This window comes from Brachymonas sp. J145 (assembly GCF_036312245.1).
In the GTDB taxonomy this organism is placed as follows: Bacteria; Pseudomonadota; Gammaproteobacteria; order Burkholderiales; family Burkholderiaceae_C; genus Brachymonas; species Brachymonas wangyanguii.
The window spans coordinates 41,229-59,064 of record NZ_JAZDCI010000006.1; the positions used below are offsets into that span (position 1 = coordinate 41,229).

Annotated in this window: 19 protein-coding genes; 8 read left to right on the forward strand and 11 right to left on the reverse strand. The window is 63.9% G+C overall.

Annotated elements, in window-relative coordinates; all coding sequences use genetic code 11:
- Positions 1-83: 83 nt before the first annotated feature.
- On the reverse strand, positions 84-278 hold the full coding sequence (locus V1261_RS07170) for a YbdD/YjiX family protein (protein ID WP_329770967.1): 195 nt from the start codon (positions 276-278) through the stop codon (positions 84-86).
- Positions 279-291: 13 nt separating this feature from the next.
- Positions 292-2,367 (reverse strand): pyruvate/proton symporter CstA, encoded by a 2,076-nt coding sequence (cstA, locus tag V1261_RS07175; protein WP_329770969.1) that lies wholly within the window; start codon positions 2,365-2,367, stop codon positions 292-294.
- Between the two features lie 174 nt (positions 2,368-2,541).
- Here cstA and V1261_RS07180 point away from each other — a divergent pair, with 174 nt between their 5' ends.
- Complete coding sequence (locus tag V1261_RS07180; RefSeq protein ID WP_329770971.1) at positions 2,542-3,537, forward strand: extracellular catalytic domain type 1 short-chain-length polyhydroxyalkanoate depolymerase; 996 nt, start codon at positions 2,542-2,544, stop codon at positions 3,535-3,537.
- Here V1261_RS07180 and V1261_RS07185 read toward each other — a convergent pair whose 3' ends face one another.
- Entirely contained in the window at positions 3,538-3,948 is a 411-nt protein-coding gene (locus V1261_RS07185) for a PaaI family thioesterase (protein ID WP_329770973.1), read from the reverse strand.
- Positions 3,949-4,091: 143 nt separating this feature from the next.
- On the opposite strand from V1261_RS07185, the gene V1261_RS07190 reads away from it, so the two are divergent.
- On the forward strand, positions 4,092-4,538 hold the full coding sequence (locus V1261_RS07190) for a hotdog fold thioesterase (protein ID WP_329770974.1): 447 nt from the start codon (positions 4,092-4,094) through the stop codon (positions 4,536-4,538).
- A gap of 12 nt (positions 4,539-4,550) precedes the next feature.
- On the opposite strand, the gene V1261_RS07195 is transcribed toward V1261_RS07190, so the two are convergent.
- The 3 genes from V1261_RS07195 to ettA form a co-directional block, all read right to left on the reverse strand.
- Positions 4,551-5,333 carry a glucose 1-dehydrogenase gene (locus V1261_RS07195; protein ID WP_329770975.1) on the reverse strand — a complete coding sequence of 261 codons (783 nt, stop codon included), beginning with the start codon at positions 5,331-5,333 and terminating at the stop codon, positions 4,551-4,553.
- Between the two features lie 81 nt (positions 5,334-5,414).
- Positions 5,415-5,807, reverse strand: coding sequence for a hypothetical protein (locus V1261_RS07200; RefSeq protein WP_329770978.1), 393 nt, complete (start codon positions 5,805-5,807; stop codon positions 5,415-5,417).
- Positions 5,808-5,865: 58 nt separating this feature from the next.
- Positions 5,866-7,527, reverse strand: a complete 1,662-nt coding sequence (gene ettA, locus V1261_RS07205; protein ID WP_329770980.1) for an energy-dependent translational throttle protein EttA — start codon at positions 7,525-7,527, stop codon at positions 5,866-5,868.
- A 319-nt stretch (positions 7,528-7,846) separates the two neighbouring features.
- Between ettA and V1261_RS07210 the strand changes: the two genes are divergently transcribed.
- Positions 7,847-9,616 (forward strand): DEAD/DEAH box helicase, encoded by a 1,770-nt coding sequence (locus V1261_RS07210; protein WP_329770982.1) that lies wholly within the window; start codon positions 7,847-7,849, stop codon positions 9,614-9,616.
- A 156-nt stretch (positions 9,617-9,772) separates the two neighbouring features.
- Here V1261_RS07210 and V1261_RS07215 read toward each other — a convergent pair whose 3' ends face one another.
- Positions 9,773-10,081 (reverse strand): ArsR/SmtB family transcription factor, encoded by a 309-nt coding sequence (locus V1261_RS07215; RefSeq protein WP_018714972.1) that lies wholly within the window; start codon positions 10,079-10,081, stop codon positions 9,773-9,775.
- Between the two features lie 198 nt (positions 10,082-10,279).
- Between V1261_RS07215 and gloA the strand changes: the two genes are divergently transcribed.
- Complete coding sequence (gloA, locus tag V1261_RS07220) at positions 10,280-10,687, forward strand: lactoylglutathione lyase (RefSeq protein ID WP_026320569.1); 408 nt, start codon at positions 10,280-10,282, stop codon at positions 10,685-10,687.
- A 101-nt stretch (positions 10,688-10,788) separates the two neighbouring features.
- Here gloA and V1261_RS07225 read toward each other — a convergent pair whose 3' ends face one another.
- Positions 10,789-11,424, reverse strand: a complete 636-nt coding sequence (locus tag V1261_RS07225; RefSeq protein WP_329770984.1) for an OmpA family protein — start codon at positions 11,422-11,424, stop codon at positions 10,789-10,791.
- A gap of 117 nt (positions 11,425-11,541) precedes the next feature.
- Here V1261_RS07225 and pdxH point away from each other — a divergent pair, with 117 nt between their 5' ends.
- Positions 11,542-12,192 carry a pyridoxamine 5'-phosphate oxidase gene (gene pdxH / locus V1261_RS07230; protein WP_329770985.1) on the forward strand — a complete coding sequence of 217 codons (651 nt, stop codon included), beginning with the start codon at positions 11,542-11,544 and terminating at the stop codon, positions 12,190-12,192.
- Between the two features lie 15 nt (positions 12,193-12,207).
- Here pdxH and msrA read toward each other — a convergent pair whose 3' ends face one another.
- Positions 12,208-12,753: a peptide-methionine (S)-S-oxide reductase MsrA gene (gene msrA / locus V1261_RS07235; protein WP_329770986.1), complete on the reverse strand. Its 546-nt coding sequence runs from the start codon at positions 12,751-12,753 to the stop codon at positions 12,208-12,210.
- A gap of 195 nt (positions 12,754-12,948) precedes the next feature.
- Between msrA and V1261_RS07240 the strand changes: the two genes are divergently transcribed.
- The 3 genes from V1261_RS07240 to V1261_RS07250 all read left to right on the forward strand — a co-directional run bounded on the left by V1261_RS07240 (position 12,949) and on the right by V1261_RS07250 (position 15,018).
- Positions 12,949-13,875 carry an AEC family transporter gene (locus tag V1261_RS07240; protein WP_329770987.1) on the forward strand — a complete coding sequence of 309 codons (927 nt, stop codon included), beginning with the start codon at positions 12,949-12,951 and terminating at the stop codon, positions 13,873-13,875.
- A 133-nt stretch (positions 13,876-14,008) separates the two neighbouring features.
- Positions 14,009-14,659: a protein-L-isoaspartate O-methyltransferase family protein gene (locus V1261_RS07245; protein WP_329770988.1), complete on the forward strand. Its 651-nt coding sequence runs from the start codon at positions 14,009-14,011 to the stop codon at positions 14,657-14,659.
- Positions 14,659-15,018 (forward strand): rhodanese-like domain-containing protein, encoded by a 360-nt coding sequence (locus V1261_RS07250; RefSeq protein WP_329770989.1) that lies wholly within the window; start codon positions 14,659-14,661, stop codon positions 15,016-15,018. The genes V1261_RS07245 and V1261_RS07250 overlap by 1 nt, the downstream gene beginning before the upstream one ends.
- A 19-nt stretch (positions 15,019-15,037) precedes the next feature.
- Here V1261_RS07250 and V1261_RS07255 read toward each other — a convergent pair whose 3' ends face one another.
- Both V1261_RS07255 and V1261_RS07260 read right to left on the reverse strand, forming a co-directional pair.
- On the reverse strand, positions 15,038-16,342 hold the full coding sequence (locus V1261_RS07255; protein ID WP_329770990.1) for a 3-deoxy-D-manno-octulosonic acid transferase: 1,305 nt from the start codon (positions 16,340-16,342) through the stop codon (positions 15,038-15,040).
- Positions 16,343-16,351: 9 nt separating this feature from the next.
- On the reverse strand, positions 16,352-17,740 hold the full coding sequence (locus V1261_RS07260; protein WP_329770991.1) for a phosphomannomutase/phosphoglucomutase: 1,389 nt from the start codon (positions 17,738-17,740) through the stop codon (positions 16,352-16,354).
- Positions 17,741-17,836: the final 96 nt, after the last annotated feature.

The window sequence follows — 17,836 nt, forward strand, 5'->3', positions numbered from 1 at the left end:
TTACCCCACACGCAAAACGGCCACACCTGAACAGGTGTGGCCGTTTTGCAGGTCAGCGGGGCCAATCGCCCGCCACCATGGGGTCAACAGCAGCGACCGATACCGCCGCCGTAACGTGCCTGCTGCCGGTTGATGAAGAACTCTTCGTAAGTCATCGCCGGCTGGTCCGGATGGGTGCGCTTCATGTGCGCCAGGTAGTTGTCATAGCTGGGAACGCCCACCATCAGACGGGCGGTCTGGCCGAAGTAACGGCCGGCGGCAGTCAGTTTCTGGAACATGCTGATGTCTCCTTCAGTGGGACTTGGCCATGGCCTCGGCAGGCAAGGGCTCGTACGGCACTTCATGCATCACCGGCTGTGCCTGCTTGCGCGCAGCCAGCGATGTACGGATACCGTAGAACAGGATAACCACAACCACCGACATGAACAAGGCCGTCAGGGCCGCATCCAGGCGGTTGTTGAACACCAGGCGGCTCATTTCTTCCATGGACTTGGCCGGGGCCAGCAACTGGCCCGACTGCATCGCGGCATCAAACTTGTTGGCCAGCGCCAGGAAGCCGATACGCGGATCGGTATGGAACAGCTTCTGGAAACCGGCGTACATGGTGATGATCAGCAGCCAGACCGTGGGCACGATGGCGACCCAGGCGTAGCGGTCCTTCTTCATCTTGAACAGCACGGTCGCCACCAGCGTCAGCGCGATCGCGGCCAGCATCTGGTTGGCAATGCCGAACAGCGGCCACAGCGTGTTGATGCCGCCCAGCGGATCGACCACGCCCTGGTACAGGAAGTAGCCCCACAGCGCCACGCAGACGGCGGTAGCCACCAGGTTGCCGATCAGCGAATCGGTCTGCTTCAGCGCCGGCACAAAGTTGCCCAGCAGGTCCTGCAGCATGAAACGGCCGGAGCGGGTACCGGCGTCCACCGCGGTCAGGATGAACAGCGCCTCGAACAGGATGGCAAAGTGGTACCAGAAGGCCATCATGCCCTCGCCACCAAACACCTGGTGCAGGATGTGGGCCATGCCCACCGCCAGCGTCGGTGCGCCACCGGCACGCGAGATGATGGTGGATTCACCCACATCGGCCGCGACCTGGTTCAGGATTTCCGGCGTGATGGCAAAGCCCCAGCCGTTGATCACGGCAGCCGCCGATTCCGGCGTGGTGCCCAGCACCGCTGCCGGTGCGTTCATGGCAAAGTAGACGCCCGGGTCAATCACGGACGCAGCGATCAGCGCCATGATGGCCACGAACGATTCCATCAGCATGCCGCCGTAACCGATCAGGCGTGCGTGGCTTTCGTTTTCCAGCATCTTCGGCGTGGTGCCGGAAGAAATCAGCGCGTGGAAGCCGGACACGGCGCCACAGGCAATCGTGATGAACAGGAACGGGAACAGGTTGCCGCTCCAGGCCGGGCCGGTGCCGTCGATGAAACGGGTCACGGCCGGCATCTTCATCTCGGGCGCGATGAACAGCACGCCGCATGCCAGACCGACAATCGTGCCGATCTTCAAGAAGGTGGACAGGTAGTCACGCGGCGCCAGCAGCAGCCAGACCGGCAGCACTGCAGCAACGAAACCGTAGATCACCAGCGCCCAGGTCAGCTGCTTGCCGTCCAGGTCAAAGTGCTGCGCCAGCGAAGGCGTCTCGGCCACCACACCGCCGTAGTACAGCGCCCACATCAGCATCAGGAAGCCGATGATGGAAATCTCGCCGATGCGGCCCGGACGCAGGTAGCGCATGTACAAGCCCATGAAGATGGCGATCGGGATCGTGGCGGCCACGGTGAACGTGCCCCAGGGGCTGTGCGTCAGCGCCTTCACCACGATCAGGGCCAGCACCGCCAGGATGATGATCATGATCATGAAGGTGCCGAACAGCGCAATCACGCCGGCCACCGGACCCATTTCGGACTTGATCAGGTCGCCCAGCGAGCGGCCGTCACGGCGCGTGGACACGAACAGCACCATGAAGTCCTGCACCGCGCCGGCAAACACCACGCCAGCCAGGATCCACAGCATGCCGGGCAGATAGCCCATCTGTGCGGCCAGGACCGGGCCGACCAGCGGGCCGGCGCCGGCAATCGCGGCAAAGTGGTGGCCAAACAGCACACCCTTGTTGGTCGGCACATAGTCCAGACCGTCGTTGTGACGCCAGGCCGGCGTCATGCGCGTGGCATCCAGGCCAAGCACCTTGTTCGCAATGAACAGGCTGTAGTAGCGGTAGGCAATCAGGTAGACGCACACTGCAGCCACGACAATCCACAAGGCATTGATGGACTCCCCTCGCTGCAGTGCCACGTAGCCGAGTGCACCTGCCCCGGCAATGGCTACCACCAGCCACAGGAGCCGGGATAACATTTGATTCATGCTGAACTCCGTATAAAAACTTCCGGCGTGATTGTCGGAATGTAGCGGTTGTATCAGACCGTGACCATACGTGTCATGTTTTTCAACTAATTAGTCCTCCAGGCAACAGGGTTTCTGGTCCAATGTCACGCCTGTCTCACACAGCGCCTGGCGACTTCCTGCACAATCACGCCCATGACCTGGATTGACAAACTCAGGAGCGGCGTATCCTCGCTGTTCCGCAAACGCAAGCGCAGCAGCCCTCCTGCCGCTGCCCCCGCCAGCCCGCCACCTCCGGCATCGACTGCCCGCCCGCCCGCGCCCCTGCGCGGCCGCATCGAGCGCGGTGAAGAATTCCAGCCCGGCGTGGGCAGCAGCGATTACCGCCTGTTCATTCCGCTGCAGGCTGATCCGCAGCGCCCGCGCCCGCTGGTGCTGATGCTGCACGGCTGCAAGCAAAACCCGGACGATTTTGCCGCCGGTACCGGCATGGACCAGCTGGCCGATACCGAAGGCTTTTTCGTGCTCTACCCGGGCCAGAACCGCAAGCGCAACCCGCAAGGCTGCTGGAACTGGTTCTCGCGCCGCAACCAGCGCCGTGACTGGGGCGAACCGGAACTGATCGCCTCCATGGTGCGCAAGGCCATGCAGGACCATCCGGTCGATACCTCGCGCATCTATGTCGCCGGCCTGTCGGCTGGCGGTGCCATGACCGCCCTGATGGCGCGCAACTACCCCGACCTGTTCGCTGCCGCAGCCATCCATGCCGGCCTGCCACCCGGTGCTGCCACCAGCATTCCCGGTGCCTTTAGCGCGATGCGACGCGGTGCCCGCGGCACACCGCTGCCTGCCGGCCACCCGCCGGTACCGGTGCTGGTGCTGCAAGGCGACCGGGACGAAACCGTGCACCCGGACAACGGCCTGAATACGATCCAGGCCATGCTGCCCAGCGATTGCAGTTCGGTCGAACAGCGCATCAGCACTCCGGGCCGCGACGTCACGCTGACACGCTACCTGACGCCCGGAGGCAGCATCGCTGGTGAACTCTGGCTGGTACACGGCCTGGGCCATGCCTGGAGCGGCGGCCACCCATCCGGCAGCTATACCGATCCGGTCGGCCCCAATGCCAGCGATGAATCGCTGCGCTTTTTCCGCCAGTACGTCAACCCGCGCTCGCGCAGCGCGCGCTGATCAGCGATTGGGCGGGATGGCGTAGGTGCCCACCACGTGGGCCACCGTGTCTTCCGGACGGCCTTCGGAGTACAGGAGCACCTCGCCCATCGCCTGGCTGCGCCCGACCTTGAGCATGCGGCAGCGCGCCATCACCGGTCGGTCGCCCGGCGGCTTGCGCAGGAAATTGGTGGTCAGGTTGGTGGTTACTGCCAGCGGCACAATGCCGATGCGCGTGAACAGCGCCACATACAGGGCCACGTCGGCCAGTTCCATCAATACCGGCCCGGATACCGTGCCACCCGGCCGGATCTCGTCCTGACCCACCGGGTGCGACAGCACCGCCTCGCCATCGCCCAGCGATTCGATCACGCACTTGGTCTGGGGAAACTCGCGCGCCAGAAAGGCGCTGATCTCTTCTTTGGTCAGCATCGGCTGTCTGCTCCTGTGGCTCTGGAATGGAACGCATCAGGATAACGACATTGACGTAAACGTAAACTCAGGGTTTTCCTGAGCCCAGCCCCCGGCACGCGCGCCCCTAAAATGGCACGACCGTCTTATTTCAGGAATTTCCCATGCGCATCTGGCACCAACCCGTCACCCTGGAGCAGATCAACCAGCTCAACAGCGGCTGCGCCGTCAGCCACCTCGGCATCGAATGCACCGCCCTGGGCGACGACTTCCTGACGGCACGCATGCCGGTGGATGCGCGCACGCGCCAGCCCTTTGGCCTGCTGCACGGCGGCTGCTCGATGGTGCTGGCCGAAACCCTGGCCTCGGTTGCCTCGGTCTGCACCGTGGATACGCAGCAGTTCCTGTGCGTCGGCCAGGAAATCAATGCCAACCACGTACGCGCGGTACGCGAGGGCTGGGTGATCGGCACGGCACGCCCGGCCCACTTGGGCCGTACCAGCCAGGTCTGGGAAGTGCGCATCACCGACGAACAGGACAAGCTGGTCTGCATCTCGCGCGTCACCATGGCAGTGGTGCCGCGCGCGGCGCTGGAAAAATCCCGCGCCTGAAGCGGCAGACGCTCAGGGATTACCGTACATATTCGATTCACCACCGTCGATGGCAATCACCTGCCCGCTGACATAGCCGTTCTCGCGGCTTAGCAGATAGGCCACCAGCTGGCCGACATCTTCCGGCGCGCCCAGCCGGCGCGTCGGGTTGCGCGAGGCGTATTCGGTTTCCGCCGCTTTCGGATCGGCCGGATTGACCTGCTTGAAGGCCTCGGCCACCATCGGCGTCAGGATCGCACCAGGCGCGATGGCATTGGTCAGGATGCCGTCCTTGCCGTATTCGAGTGCCGCATTCTTGCTCATGCCGACCACGGCGTGCTTGCTGGCCACATAGGCAGTCTGGTTCAATACGCCGCGAATGCCACCCACCGACGCCGCATTGACGATGCGGCCATAGCCCTGTTTCCGCATCACCGGAATCACATGGCGCATGCCGTAGTAGACACCCATCACGTTGATGTCCAGCACCTTGCGGAACACCTCCAGGTCGTAGTCCGTCATCGGTGCCTGGCGGCCTTCGATACCGGCGTTGTTGTAAAGGCCATCGATGCGGCCAAAAGCCTCTACCGTGGCATCCACATAGCGCTGCACGGCGGCCTCGTCCGACACATCGGCCGCCACGGTGATGATCCTGGCCTGTGGGCATTCAGCCGCCAGTGCCGCCTGCGCCTGCTGCAAGACGTCCGCGTTGTAATCCACCAGTGCCACGGCAGCACCGCGTGACGCCAGCACCCTGGCCGCAGCCAGCCCCAGACCCATGGCAGCCCCGGTCACGATCATTGCCTGGTCCTGCATTGCATTCTCCTTGTGCTTGTACAGCTTTCACCATAGCCCAAGCCGGAGCCGCCCCATGTAAGCCGGCGTAACAACAGCGATTCAGACTGCCGGCATGGAGCGCCAGGTCGGGATGCAGTGTGCCGCCAGCGCCGTCACCCAGTCCGGTTCGCCCGGTACGAACGCCAGGCCAAATCGCGGGCTGACGACAAAGCCGCTGCGCACAAAAACGCCAGCATCACGCTGGCGAACAAAGGTCTCAAGACCGGCAAACGGTACGCGCTGCCCGAACAGGAACAGCTCCGGCGCGCGCTTGGTGATTTCTTCCAACCGGCCGTTGTGCTGGAAACGCGCCACCCAGCTGCCGTAATCCAAGGCCTGCAGGCCGATCTCCAGCCGTTCGATACTGAGCGGCTTGCCGTAGTAATGGCGAACCTGGTCATGGTTGGCCATGAACGGCAGCTGGTCCACCAGCAGATAAGGGATCACGTGCATGGGCAACGGTCCTGGAAAGTGCCGGCCGTGAGCCGAAGCTCCTGCCGGCACGCCATGATTACTTCAGGGCCTTGTAGCGCATGCGCTTGGGCTTGGCGCCCTCTTCGCCCAGACGCTTGATCTTGTCGGCCTCATACTCCTGGTAGTTGCCGTCAAAGAACACCCACTGGGAATCGCCTTCTGCGGCCAGGATGTGGGTACAGATGCGGTCCAGGAACCAGCGGTCGTGGCTGATCACCATCACGCTGCCGGCAAACTCCAGCAGCGCGTCTTCCAGCGCACGCAGGGTTTCCACGTCCAGGTCGTTGGACGGCTCGTCCAGCAGCAGCACGTTGCCGCCCTGCATCAGCGTCTTGGCCAGGTGCAGACGGCCGCGCTCACCGCCGGACAGCATGCCGACCTTCTTCTGCTGGTCGCCACCGTTGAAGTTGAAGCGGCCGCAGTAGGCACGGCTCGGCATCTGGAACTTGCCTACGGTGATGAGGTCCAGACCACCGGAGATGTCTTCCCAGACGGTCTTGTCGTTGGCCAGGTCGTCACGGTGCTGGTCGACAAAGGCCATCTGCACGGTCTTGCCGATCTTCACCTCACCGCTGTCGGGCTGCTCGACGCCGGCCACCAGCTTGAACAGCGTGGACTTGCCCGCGCCGTTCGGGCCGATGATGCCGACAATCGCGCCTGCCGGCATCTTGAAGCTCAGGTTGTCGATCAGCAGGCGGTCGCCAAAGGACTTGCTGACGTTGGTGAACTCGATCACCTCGGTACCCAGACGCTCGGCCACCGGAATGAAGATTTCCTGCGTTTCGTTGCGCTTCTGGTATTCGTAATCGCTCAGCTCCTCGAAGCGCGCCAGACGCGCCTTGGACTTGGCCTGGCGGCCCTTCGGGTTCTGGCGCGCCCACTCCAGCTCCTTCTTCATGGCCTTGGTGCGGGCATCCTCGGTGCGCTGTTCCTGCTCCAGACGCGCTTCCTTCTGCTCCAGCCAGGTGCTGTAGTTGCCCTTGTACGGAATGCCGTGGCCACGGTCCAGTTCCAGTATCCACTCGGCGGCGTTGTCGAGGAAGTAGCGGTCGTGGGTGATGGCCACCACGGTACCGGTAAAGCGCGACAGGAACTGCTCCAGCCATTCGACCGATTCGGCGTCCAGGTGGTTGGTCGGTTCGTCGAGCAGCAGCATGTCGGGCTTGCTCAGCAGCAGCTTGCACAGTGCCACGCGGCGCTTTTCGCCCCCCGAAAGCTTGCCGATCACGGCATCCCAGGGCGGCAGGCGCAGCGCGTCGGCAGCGATTTCCAGCTGGTGCTCGCTATCGGTGCCGGCCGCCGCAATGATGGCCTCCAGCTCGCCCTGCTCGGCGGCGAGGGCATCAAAGTCGGCATCGGGCTCGGCATAGGCGGCGTAGATCTCGTCCAGACGCGCACGCGCATCGTTGACTTCCTTCATCGCCTCTTCCACTGCTTCGCGCACCGTGTGCTCGGGATTGAGCTGCGGCTCCTGCGGCAGGTAGCCGATGTCCAGACCCGGCATCGGGATGGCTTCGCCCTCGATCTCCTTGTCGATGCCGGCCATGATCTTCAGCAGCGTGGACTTGCCCGAACCGTTCAGGCCGAGCACGCCAATCTTGGCTCCCGGAAAGAAGGACAGCGAGATGTCCTTCAGGATCTGCCGCTTGGGCGGCACGATCTTGCTGACGCGGTTCATGGTGTAAACGTATTGGGCCATGTGGCAAAAATCCTTGGTCAAAAGGCCGGCCCGTGGTTCGAAAACCACCAAAAACCGGCAAAAACGGAAAAAATGCAGGGATTTCGTTCAAATACCTGATGCCTCCATTATCCCAGCATGCGACAATAAATGCTGTTGCCACCACCAGTGCATGGCAACACCGGTGTTCTACCGCCTGCCGCACAGCCCGGCCATCGGGCTAGTCCCTTCTTGCGGCTCCTCTGGATTCCATCTGCCACTCACTGGTTTTGCGCCAGTGCCTCCCGTGCACACGCTTACGGCCGATGGTTCTGCACCCCTGCTGGTGCCTGATAACAACATGACATTCGAAGAACTGAACCTGGCGCCGGAGCTGATTTCTGCCGTGCGCGAACTGGGCTACGAGCAGCCCTCTCCCATCCAGGTCGAGGCCATCCCCCTGGTGCTGGCCGGCCATGACCTGCTCGGCGGTGCCCAGACCGGCACCGGCAAGACCGCCGCCTTTTCGCTGCCGATGCTGCAGCTGCTCAACAGCAAGCCGCCGGCCCGCAATGGCCAGGTACGTGCCCTGGTACTCTGCCCGACGCGTGAACTCGCGGCCCAGGTCGAGGAATCGGTACGTGAATACGGCAAGAACCTCAAGCTGACCTCGACCGTGATCTTCGGCGGTGTCGGCATGAACCCGCAAATCCAGCGCCTGCAGAAAGGCGTGGACATCCTGGTCGCCACGCCGGGCCGCCTGCTGGACCTGCAGGGCCAGGGTGCTGTCGACCTGTCCCAGGTCGAGATCCTGGTACTGGACGAAGCCGACCGCATGCTGGACATGGGCTTCATCCACGACGTGAAGAAAGTGCTGGCCCTGCTGCCGCGCAACAAGCAAAGCCTGCTATTTTCCGCCACCTTCAGCGATGACATCCGCGAACTGGCCCAGGGCCTGCTGCATGATCCGCGCGAAGTGCAGGTCACGCCGCGCAACACCACGGTGCAGCGCATCACGCAGGTCATCCACCCGGTCGGCCGCAACAAGAAGAAGGCCCTGCTGGCACACATCATCCAGCAGCACGACTGGAGCCAGGTGCTGGTGTTCACGCGCACCAAGTTCGGTGCCAATCACGTGGCCGACTACCTCAACAAGAACGGCATCACTGCCATGGCGCTGCACGGCAACAAGAGCCAGTCGGCCCGTACCCAGGCGCTGGCCGGCTTCAAGACCGGCGAGATCCGTGCCCTGGTCGCCACCGACATCGCTGCCCGCGGTATCGACATCGATGACCTGCCGCACGTGGTGAACTACGAGATCCCCAACATCTCCGAAGACTATGTGCACCGCATTGGCCGTACCGGTCGCGCCGGTGCCAGCGGCACCGCCGTCAACTTCGTCTGCCTGGACGAAGAAGGCTTCATGCACGCCATCGAGAAATTCACGCGCCAGCAGATTCCGGTCGAATTCGTCGAAGGCTTCGGTCCGGAAGAAGGCGAAAAGGCCGAGCCGATCGCCATGGGGCGCCAGACCCTGTGGGGTGGTGCCGGCAAGCCGCCGAGCCGCGACGTGATGGCCGCCGCCGCCAAGGCTGCGCGCCAGGAAATGATGCAGCGCCTGCGCGAAAACAAGACGGCACGCCCGGCTGGCCGCAGCAAGCCGGCAGCCCAGGCCGATGCCGCCCGTGCCGATGCGCAAGACTCCAACGCTCCGCAGCAGTCCGGCGCCGACAATGCCGACAACGGACAGAACGCCCAGCGCAACCGCCGCCGTCGCAACCGCCTCCGCAGCGGTGGTGCCGGCGAGCAGCGCCAGGACAACTACGCTGACAACGCCGGCCAGCGCGAACCGCGTGAGGCCCGTGAACCGCGCCAGCACAAGCCGCGCAACCCGCAACAACAGCAGGCCCACGGCAATGCCGGCCAGGGCCGTGGCCGGCGCAACCCGCAGCGTGCCGGCAGCGACGCACAACCGCGCAGCCACGAAAGCCAGCTGTTCAAGGGCGAATTCGGTGTACCGCGCAACCAGGGCAACGGCGGTCAGCCGGACCCGCTGCGCACCAGCGTGGACAGTCTGCGCCGCAGCAACCGCAACAAGCGCGGTGGCGGTGGTGGCGGCTTCGGCTGGTAAATCACTGCAGACCCGGTTCGCCGGGCTGCCAGATCAGGCCGGAGATTCCGGCCTTTTTGCTGCCTGCCGCCCGGCTGTCCGACTGCGACAGAATCGGCAACGGCCGGGACATCCCGGCCGCTGGCAAAAAGGCTTGCTGGTAAAGCGCTGCCCGGATCAGGAGCAATAAAGCCGATACAGCGTTTCCAGCACCTCCTGGGCGCGACTGTCGGCGATGCGGTAAAAGATCTGCTTGCCCTCGCGGCGTGTCTGCACCAGCTCTTCGTTGCGCAGCACGCCAAGCTGTTGCGACAGCGTAGGCTGGCGGATGCCCAGCATGTCTTCGAGCTCCCCCACGGAACGCTCACCCCGGCTCAGCTGGCACAGCAGCAGCAGGCGGTTTTCATTGGACAGCACACGCAGCAACTGGCTGGCTTCGCGTGCGGCCAGCTGCATGTGCTGCATGTCAATCAGGACTTCGCTCATGATTTCAGATATCTCGGTTCAATGTATGAATCGCGATATTATGCCTCTGCAAGAAAAAACCTGCATCTCAGGGAAACCGGCAATTCGTCAATATGTCACGACCGTGGCAGTCCATGCACCAGCCGGCCATGTGGCACACTAGCCGGGTCATGATGCGCCCCTGTGCGCACCCTCCCCCACCAACAGGAAGCAAACCCCATGCGAATCCTCCACACCATGCTGCGCGTCGGCGACCTGCAGCGCTCCATTGATTTCTATACCCGGGTACTGGGCATGCAGCTGCTGCGTACCAGTGACAACCCGGAATATCAGTACACGCTGGCCTTTCTCGGCTACGAAAGCAACCCGCAACAGGCCGAACTGGAGCTGACCTACAACTACGGCACCGACAGCTACGACCATGGCACGGCCTATGGTCACCTGGCCATCGGTGTACCCGATATCTACGCCGCCTGCGACAAGATCCGGGCCGCCAACGGCCAGATCACGCGCGAACCAGGCCCGGTCAAGGGCGGCAGCAGCGTGATCGCCTTTGTCGTCGATCCCGATGGCTACAAGATCGAACTGATTGAGCGTGCCCACGACGCCGGCATGGAGAAGTTCTAGACCCCCTTCTTCGGCCCGGACGAAAAAAATCCCCTGCAGCATCAGCTCCAGGGGATTTTTCATGGACGGCCTTGCCAGAGCGGCAAGGCGACAGGACCGGATCAGTCCTCGATCGTCACTTCCACGCGACGCGCTTCGGCGTTGCTGCCGCTGGTGATTTCAGCCACTTCCGGCTTCTTCAGCTCCAGGCGGGATTCGGGCACACCCAGCGCCTTCAGGGCATCAGCCACGGCGATGGCGCGCTGCTTGGCCAGTTCGGCGTTCAGCTGGGCACTGCCGGTGCTGTCGTGGTAGCCGCTGATGACCAGCTTCTGGCCGTCCTTCGCGGCTGCCAGCAGCTGGTTCAGGGCGTCGTTGGCACCCGCAGCCAGTTCGGTCTTGCCGCTGGCAAAGTAGAAGCGCACCTTGCCGTTGTCGTACTGCACGCTGGCCTCGTCGGCAGCCGCAGTGGCAGAAGCGGTATCGGCAGCCGGAGCGGCCAGGGTAGCAGCGGCAGCGGCAGCGCCATCGGTGGCGGAAGCAGATGCAGATGCAGATGCAGATGCGGCATCAGCGGCCATGGCAGCGGCGGAAGCGCTGGCACTGGAAGTGGCCACCGCGCCGTTCTTGCCGCCAAACACGCCGCTCTTGTACAGGCCGAAGCCGCTTGCCAGGGCAATGGCAAACAGGATGATCAGCGTCAGCAGCACGCCGACTACGGTGTTTTGTTCCTTGTCGTTGTCTTGGGTCGTGGACATGGTTTCTCCAGGGCTATGAATCGTTGAGGAATGAAAATCGGGCGCAGCCGGTACCTGACACGACTGCGGCATCGCGGCTATTGTAAAGTATTGTCATACATGACTTCCGGTCCGACCATGAAAACTACCCACCCCGACATCGCCAGCCTGCGCAAGAGCTATGAACGCGCCGAGCTGGACGAATCCGCCTCGCACCAGGATCCGATGCAGCAGTTCGACCAGTGGCTGAGCGAAGCGGTTGCCTCCGAAGTCCCCGAACCCAATGCCATGACGCTGGCCACCGTGGGCAGCGACCTGCGCCCGAGCACACGCGTGGTACTGATCAAGGGCTATGACGCACGCGGCATCAGCTGGTACACCAACTACGAGAGCCGCAAGGGCCGCCAGCTGGCCGGCAATCCGTTTGCCGCACTGCAGTTCCACTGGGTCGAATTGGAGCGCGTGGTGCGTATCGAGGGCCGCGTGGAAAAGGTCAGCGGCGACGAAAGCGATGCCTACTTCGCCACGCGCCCACTGGACAGCCGCATCGGTGCCTGGGCCTCGCCGCAAAGCCAGGTGATCGATGGCCGCAGCGTGCTGGTCACCAATGCCGCGTATTACGGCACCAAATTCCTGCTGCAACCGCCGCGCCCGCCGCACTGGGGCGGCTACCGCCTGGTGCCCGAGCAATGGGAGTTCTGGCAGGGTCGCAAGAGCCGCCTGCACGACCGCCTGCGCTACCAGCGCCAGCCCGATGGCAGCTGGCTGCGCGAACGCCTCGCGCCCTGACCCGTTGCGGCAGGCTCAGCGCTGCCAGTCGGCAAAGGTCTGCTGGAATTTCTGCACCTTGGGCGCCACCACCATCATGCAGTAGCCTTGATAGGGGTGCTGGTTGAAATAGTCCTGGTGGTAGTCCTCGGCGCGCAGATAGCGCTCGGTCAGCGCTACCTCGGTCACCAGCGGCTGCTGAAAGTGCGCCTGCGCCGCCTGCACCCAAGCCTGCACGCGCTGCAGCTGGGCCTCGTCGTCAGCGTAGATGGCGCTGCGATATTGCGTACCCACGTCATTGCCCTGGCGGTTCAGGCTGGTCGGATCATGCACGACAAAGAAGATCTCCAGGATCTGCTCCAGGCTGATCACGGCCGGATCAAACTGCAGCCGCACCACTTCGGTGAATCCGGTATCGCCACGGCACACCGCCTCGTAATTGACCGTGGGCAGGTCACCATTGCTGTAGCCGTTTTCCAGGGCGACGACGCCGCGCACGCGCTGGAACACGGCCTCGATGCACCAGAAGCAGCCGCCACCCAGGGTGATCGTCTCGTACACCGTGCCTGTCTGATCTGTCATGATCGCCCGCTCCTTGTCTTGGGGTTGTGCTGGTCTCGCTCCCGGATCCGGAGCATGCTCTTGCCCGCATGGTAGTACCAGGCCAATACCAGTTAGCGCCTTGTGGTTGTCCGACTGTGATTGTCACCAATGCATCAGCGGTTTTTCGATGTGAACCGCTTTCATTATGATGCCGGGTTTTCTCCACTCTGCGCCATGATCGTCGACCTGTTCCTGACCCTGCTGCCGATCGCCCTGCTGATTGCGTTGGGTGCCGGCCTGCGTCAGCAGAACTTCCTGGCCGATGCCTTCTGGCCGCAGGCAGAACGGCTCTGCTATTTCATCCTGCTGCCCGCCCTGTTCATCCACAGCCTGGCCACGGCCGATCTGCGCGGCCTGCCCATTGGCAACATGGTGGCGGTACTGCTGCTGGCGACACTGACAGTCGCCCTGCTGCTGCTCGTGAGCCGGCGCTGGATGGCGGTCAGCAAGCCAGCCTTCACCTCGATCTTCCAGGGCGGTATCCGTTTCAACAACTATGTCGGCGTCTCGGCCGCGGCTGGCCTGCTGGGTGCCCAGGGCGTGGCGCTGGCAGCAGTCGCCAATGCCACGCTGGTGCCCACCGTCAACGTGCTGTGCGTGCTGGTATTTGTCCGCCTCTGCCCGACAGACGACTTTGCGCTGAAACATGTGCTGCTGCAGATCATCCGCAATCCGTTGGTGGCTGCCTGCGCAATCGGCATCGGCCTGCAAGCCAGTGGCTGGGGCTTGCCGCCCGGGCTGGACAGCACGCTGAAGACACTGGGCGCGGCCTCGCTGCCGCTGGGCCTACTGTGTGTCGGTGCCGCACTGGATTTCTCTGCGGCCCGGCAATGGATGCGCCCGGTCGTCATGTCGTCCCTGGCGCGCTTTGTGCTGTTGCCACTTGCCACCGTGCTGGCTTGCCGCGCGCTGGGCTTGCAGGGACCGGCCGCGCTGGTGGCCCTGCTGTTCCAGGCCATGCCGACGGCATCGTCATCGTATATCCTGGCGCGCCAGCTCGGCGGCGATGCGCCGTTGATGGCCGGCATCATCGCCTGCCAGACGCTGCTGGCTGCGCTGGCGCTGCCGGTAGCGGTGCTGTTGCTGGCGGGCTGGCTCTGAGCGCTGCGCGCCCAGCTTCCTGCTCCCAATATCTGGCATGGCCGCCTGCCAAGGAAGGGCCCAGACACGCTAGAATAAGGGTTACATTTGTCACATCAGGGGCGTGCATGCGCGCGCCCATGTCGGAGCACGCATGAACACCGAACAAGCCCGTTTCAACATGATCGAACAGCAGGTCCGCCCCTGGAACGTGCTGGACCCGTTCGTCCTTGGCCTGCTGGACCAGATCAGCCGCGATGATTTCGTGCAGCCGGCCCAGCGCAGCATGGCGTTCATGGATCTGGAACTGCCGCTGCCCTGCGGGCAGGTCATGCTGGCGCCGCGCGTGCAGGCGCGCCTGCTGCAGGATGCCCAGCTGCAGCCCACCGACAAGGTACTGCAGATCGGTGCCGGCTCCGGCTACCTGACCGCCCTGCTGGCACGCAGCGCACAAAGCGTGGTCGCTTTCGAGATCCACCCGGAACTGGCCCAGTTCGCACGTGACAACCTGCACCGCACCGGCATCCACGCTGATGTGCGTGACGGCTGCGGCTTCAAGGGTGCCCAGGCCACCGGCCCGTTCGACGCCATCGTGCTGTGCGGCTCCGTCGCCGAAGTGCCGCATGACCTGCTGTCCCAGCTCAAGATCGGTGGCCGCCTGGTCGCCATCACCGGCAACGAGCCGTCCATGCAGACCATCCGCATCACGCGCGACAGCGAAAACAGCTACACCACCGAAGAGCTGTGGGATGTTGTCGTGCAACGCCTCGAAGGCGTGACCGAGCCGACCAGCTTCCGCTTCTGATGCGTTTCCAGCCCCTGCCCCCGGCCCAGGTGGCCGACTGGGCCGAGCGCATGCGCGCCGCCGGCAAGCAGCCGGTGGTGCTGGATGTGCGCGAAGAATGGGAGCAGCAGACCGCCCATGTGCAGCAGCAGGCCAGCAGCCAGGGCTTCCACCTGCTGTCGGCACCGCTGTCCGTCTTCTTGGAACTGCTGGACGATCTGCCACCACCAGACCAGCCGCTAGCCTGCCTGTGCCACCACGGCGTGCGCAGCCGGCATGCGGCCTATTTCCTGTCACAGCGCGGTTTCTCCGACTTGTACGACATCAGTGGCGGCATCGACGCCTGGGCCAGCGTCGACAACAGCATCGCGCGCTACTGAATTCCTGCTTCCGGTTTTTTCAGATCAGACCACGCGCCAGCAGGTCCTGCGCCATGCGCATGGCCGCACCGCGGTGGCTGCCGGTAAAGCGTTCGCAGGCCTGCTGCATCGCCTGATGCGTGGCCGTATCCAGCAACAGCAGCCGATCTGCCTCGCGCATCGCCTGTGACATGTCGGTACAGCGTTGCGCGGCACCCGCAGCAATCGCCTGCTCGCTGGCCTCAGCAAAGTTGAAGGTATGCGGGCCCAGCAGTACCGGGCAGCCGCAGGCACAGGCCTCAATCAGGTTCTGGCCGCCCAGCTTTTCAAAACTGCCGCCCATCAACGCCAGGTCGGCCATGGCGTAGTACATCGGCATTTCGCCCAGGCTATCACCTAGCCAGACCACCGGACTGGCAGGCGATGCAATCTGCTCCTCCCAGGCGCTACGGCGCCATACCTGCAGGCCGTTCTGCTGCAGCAAGGCTGCCACCTCGTCAAACCGCTGCGGATGACGCGGCACCAGCAGCCATTGCACGGCCTCGCGCTGCGCCGGTTGCAGCGCGTTCCAGGCCTGCAACCACATCTGCTCCTCGCCCTCGCGGCTGCTGGCCAGCATGACGACCGGGCGCGCCACGCCACCTTGCAGTTGCTGGCGCCATTGGCGGCCACGCGCCAGCAGTTCCGGATCCGGACTGGCATCGAACTTCAGGTTGCCGACGATCTGGATATCCTGCACCTGCAATTCACGCAGCCGATCAGCATCAGATGGCGTCTGCACATAGGCGGTGCGCAGGCTGCGGTAACCCGGGTAGGCCAGCGATGACAGGCGCAGCGACTGCTGTAGCGTCTTTTCGCTCATGCGCGCATTGGCCAGCACCATCGGAATCTGCAACTCGGCAGCCTGCTGCAGCAGCTCCGGCCACATCTCGGTTTCCAGCAACAGGCCAACGCGCGGACGGAACAGCTGCAAGAAACGGCGTGCCGCACGGCGGCTGTCCAGCGGCAGCCAGACCTGCATGTCACCTTCACGCAGCAGCTTGCACCCTTCAGCGTGGCCGGTAGCGGTGCCGTTGGTGAGCAGCAGCTTCAGCTCTGGCCGTACGCTGCGCAAGGCCTGCAGCAGGATCGCTGCGGCCCGCGTTTCACCCAGTGACACCGCATGCACCCAGACCCAGTCGCCGGCGTGCGCAGCCGCCTGCTGCTGCTCCTGTGCCGTGTATTCGGCAAAGCGCTGGTGCACCGCATGCAGATAGAGCGGCTCCTGCTCGCCACGGCGGCGCAGCTTGCGCAGCAGCAGCGGGCGACCCAGCGCCATCACGGCGCGATACAGCGAGCGCAGCATCAGTTGTGCTCAGTGTGCCGATGCACCCAGCACGGCATCGGGCTTGAGCTGGCGCAGCAGGCCGAGCATGGTCTGCTCGATACGTTGCAGCGCCGCCTCGCTATGGCCTTCGAAGCGCAGCACCAGCACCGGCGTGGTGTTGGAGGCGCGGATCAGACCAAAGCCGTCTTCCCAGTCGATGCGTACACCATCGATGCCGTTCACCTGTGCCTCGGCACCGAGCTGCTGCTGGGCCAGTGGCAGCAGCGCTGCGGCGATACGATGCGGCTCACCCTCTTCGCAGGCGACGTTGATTTCGGGCGTAGAGAAACTGGTCGGCAGCGCATTCAGCACGGCAGACGGGGCATCATGGCGGCTCAGGATTTCCAGCAGGCGCGCACCGGCATAAGTGCCGTCATCGAAACCGTACCAGCGCTCCTTGAAGAAGATATGGCCGCTCATCTCGCCGCCAAGTGGGGAATCGACTTCCTTCATGCGCGCCTTGACCAGCGAATGGCCGGTCTTGTACATCAGCGGCTGGCCGCCGGCCGCGGCAATCGCCGGGGCCAGGCGCTGCGAGCATTTCACGTCGAACACGATGGTGCCTCCCGGCACGCGCTGCAGCACATCCTGCGCAAACAGCATCATCTGCCGATCCGGGAAGATCACCTGGCCATCCTTGGTCACGATGCCGAGGCGATCGCCATCGCCGTCAAAAGCCAGGCCGAGTTCGGCATCGGTCTCGCGCAGCACGCGCTTGACGTCTTCCAGGTTTTCCAGCTTGCTCGGATCCGGATGGTGGTTCGGGAAATTGCCGTCCACCTCGCTATAGAGTTCGCGCACCTCGCAGCCCAGGCCTCGGAAAATGTCCGGTGCGGTAGCGCCGGCGACGCCATTGCCGCTGTCCACCACCACCCGCATCGGGCGTGCCAGCTTGATATCGGCAACGATTTTCTGCTGGTAGGCCGGCAGCACATCGGCCTGGCGCACGCTGCCGCCGCCGGGCAGCTCCCAGCTTTCCTGCTCGATGATCTGGCGCAACTGCTGGATCTCCTCGCCGTGGATGGCGCGACCGCCCAGCACCATCTTGAAGCCGTTGTGGTTCTTAGGGTTATGGCTGCCGGTGACCTGGATGCCGCTGTCGCACAGCGTGTGCGCGGCAAAGTAGAGGATAGGCGTGGTCACCATACCGATATCGATCACCTCGATACCGGCATCGACCAGACCCTGCACCAGCGCGGCTGCCAGTTCCGGCCCGCTCAGGCGGCCATCGCGGCCCACCGCCACCACCGGACTGCCGGTCTGGCGCGCACGCGTCCCGAAGGCGCGACCCAGCGCACGTGCCACTTCGGGCGTGATGGTATCGGGCACGACACCACGTACGTCATAGGCCTTGAAAATCGATGCCGCTACTTGCATGGGAACTCCGTCTGGCTGTTGATTGCTGCATTGTAAAAGACCCGCTACACTGGCTGCGCCCATGGCGCGCTGACCCGCCCGCCTGCCCGGGCTTCA

Bases quoted from the DNA above. Each gene is read 5' to 3' on its own strand.
- V1261_RS07170 (WP_329770967.1), bottom strand. From the start codon at position 278: ATGTTCCAGAAACTGACTGCCGCCGGCCGTTACTTCGGCCAGACCGCC.
- cstA (WP_329770969.1), bottom strand. From the start codon at position 2,367: ATGAATCAAATGTTATCCCGGCTCCTGTGGCTGGTGGTAGCCATTGCC.
- V1261_RS07180 (WP_329770971.1), top strand. From the start codon at position 2,542: ATGACCTGGATTGACAAACTCAGGAGCGGCGTATCCTCGCTGTTCCGC.
- V1261_RS07185 (WP_329770973.1), bottom strand. From the start codon at position 3,948: ATGCTGACCAAAGAAGAGATCAGCGCCTTTCTGGCGCGCGAGTTTCCC.
- V1261_RS07190 (WP_329770974.1), top strand. From the start codon at position 4,092: ATGCGCATCTGGCACCAACCCGTCACCCTGGAGCAGATCAACCAGCTC.
- V1261_RS07195 (WP_329770975.1), bottom strand. From the start codon at position 5,333: ATGCAGGACCAGGCAATGATCGTGACCGGGGCTGCCATGGGTCTGGGG.
- V1261_RS07200 (WP_329770978.1), bottom strand. From the start codon at position 5,807: ATGCACGTGATCCCTTATCTGCTGGTGGACCAGCTGCCGTTCATGGCC.
- ettA (WP_329770980.1), bottom strand. From the start codon at position 7,527: ATGGCCCAATACGTTTACACCATGAACCGCGTCAGCAAGATCGTGCCG.
- V1261_RS07210 (WP_329770982.1), top strand. From the start codon at position 7,847: ATGACATTCGAAGAACTGAACCTGGCGCCGGAGCTGATTTCTGCCGTG.
- V1261_RS07215 (WP_018714972.1), bottom strand. From the start codon at position 10,081: ATGAGCGAAGTCCTGATTGACATGCAGCACATGCAGCTGGCCGCACGC.
- gloA (WP_026320569.1), top strand. From the start codon at position 10,280: ATGCGAATCCTCCACACCATGCTGCGCGTCGGCGACCTGCAGCGCTCC.
- V1261_RS07225 (WP_329770984.1), bottom strand. From the start codon at position 11,424: ATGTCCACGACCCAAGACAACGACAAGGAACAAAACACCGTAGTCGGC.
- pdxH (WP_329770985.1), top strand. From the start codon at position 11,542: ATGAAAACTACCCACCCCGACATCGCCAGCCTGCGCAAGAGCTATGAA.
- msrA (WP_329770986.1), bottom strand. From the start codon at position 12,753: ATGACAGATCAGACAGGCACGGTGTACGAGACGATCACCCTGGGTGGC.
- V1261_RS07240 (WP_329770987.1), top strand. From the start codon at position 12,949: ATGATCGTCGACCTGTTCCTGACCCTGCTGCCGATCGCCCTGCTGATT.
- V1261_RS07245 (WP_329770988.1), top strand. From the start codon at position 14,009: ATGAACACCGAACAAGCCCGTTTCAACATGATCGAACAGCAGGTCCGC.
- V1261_RS07250 (WP_329770989.1), top strand. From the start codon at position 14,659: ATGCGTTTCCAGCCCCTGCCCCCGGCCCAGGTGGCCGACTGGGCCGAG.
- V1261_RS07255 (WP_329770990.1), bottom strand. From the start codon at position 16,342: ATGCTGCGCTCGCTGTATCGCGCCGTGATGGCGCTGGGTCGCCCGCTG.
- V1261_RS07260 (WP_329770991.1), bottom strand. From the start codon at position 17,740: ATGCAAGTAGCGGCATCGATTTTCAAGGCCTATGACGTACGTGGTGTC.